Origin of the sequence: Synechococcus sp. R5-15 (assembly GCF_047462035.1) — a bacterium.
Classification (GTDB): domain Bacteria; phylum Cyanobacteriota; class Cyanobacteriia; order Thermostichales; family Thermostichaceae; genus Thermostichus.
The window spans coordinates 1-1,468 of record NZ_JANSIK010000084.1; the positions used below are offsets into that span (position 1 = coordinate 1).

At 56.3% G+C, this 1,468-nt stretch carries 2 protein-coding genes; both read right to left on the reverse strand.

The window, feature by feature from the left end:
- Positions 1-129 precede the first annotated feature (129 nt).
- Positions 130-999 (reverse strand): M48 family metallopeptidase, encoded by an 870-nt coding sequence (locus tag NW839_RS07840; RefSeq protein WP_011433741.1) that lies wholly within the window; start codon positions 997-999, stop codon positions 130-132.
- A 34-nt stretch (positions 1,000-1,033) separates the two neighbouring features.
- The gene (locus NW839_RS07845; protein WP_414344832.1) at positions 1,034-1,168 is read right to left on the reverse strand and encodes a hypothetical protein; all 135 of its coding nucleotides are present in this window, start codon (positions 1,166-1,168) and stop codon (positions 1,034-1,036) included.
- Between the last annotated feature and the right edge of the window lie 300 nt (positions 1,169-1,468).

Sequence of the window (1,468 nt, forward strand, 5' to 3'; positions counted from 1 at the left end):
TTGTTTAAGGCACTGGTAACGGTCGATTGGGGGTGCTGTAAACCACCCCAGAGGCTCGTGGTTGGCTTGCCAACTGCAGGGCTACTAAAAGCCCGCTCTGTACTGCTTTAGCGGTCGGAGTCGGGTAGTTTACGAAGCAGCCGTTGACGTCCGCGGTGCGGAGCCCAATCCCTGGAGCTCCAGGATCTGCTGATAAGTGTTGCTGCGGAACCAACGCTCGATTTCTCTGGCCCGCAGCACCGGCAGCGGATGGGTGCGCCCCACCGTTTGCATCTGCTTCAGCTCCATCTGCCACAGATCCCCGTCCAGCTCGTCGTAAGTACGGGCCTGCTCCAAAAAGGCGTCCACGTTCAGCTTGGAGGCCAATTGCGGGGATCCCCCACACAATTTCATCAACACCGAGATCACCGTCTTGGCATCTTGGGCTACCAACAGCGCCGCCCGGTCACAGGTAAACTCGGCACACCGCAGCCAGTGCATTAGCTGATCCTGCAACGCCTGATAAAACAACCCCCCGAAGGGGAGCAAGCTGGTGGAGAGCATGAGAATGTTGGCCATCGTCAAGTAGACCCCGTGATTGCACTTCAAGTGGCCCAACTCATGAGCGATCACGGCCTGAATTTCCGGCGGCTCCAACAGATCCAGCAGAGAGCTGTGCAAGACAATGAAGGGCTTTTTCCCCTGCATGGCAAAGGTGTAAGCATTGGGCGTGGGGTTCTGCCGCACGTAGAGCTGGGGCACCTCCAGATCCAAGATGCGACAGGCCTGCACCAAAAGCTGATGAATTTCCGGCAACTGATGCTCGTTAATTTGGATACTAGAAGCAATGTTGTCCAGATAAAATATCTGTCCTGCCGTTGAGCCAAGCCAATTTTGAATCAGCAGGCCCAGCCCCGGCACTTGCTGCAGAGAGCGGGTGGCTTGCAGATCCACGGGATGACGAAATTGGTCGGCCCGCAGGCCCAACAGAATGCGAGGTTCTCGTTGAATGGACGACATAGACAATAGACAACAGAGGGAGAAAGGACTTCGGTTACAACTCGTAGGGCACAAACTGGCGGTGGCGATTCAACAAAAATAGCCGCTCCGGCGGCGGATCCGGCAGGGTCGGGTAGTTTACTAAAATCAAACGGGTTTTCTCCAGAGGGGATCTCCCAATAGACCACATGATCTTGAATGCGAGTGCCATCGGTAACAAAGCGCCCAGTATCGGCGGCAGCACGCTCAGCGCGGCGATAGAGTCGCCCTTGCCAGGTCAAGTGCGGGGGCAGCCCCAATCCCAAAAACAGTTGCTGCCGACTGGATTCCTGGTTGAACACCGCCTGCGGGCAATCTGCCCAGATCCTTGCCAGATCTGCCGGTTGGGGAGCAGCATGAGCCTCTGCATCGGCTGGAGTTACCTGATACATTCACGCTGAACTCTCCTGAACATGGTTCAGGAAAGAAGCGATCGCATCCTGCCTATCTC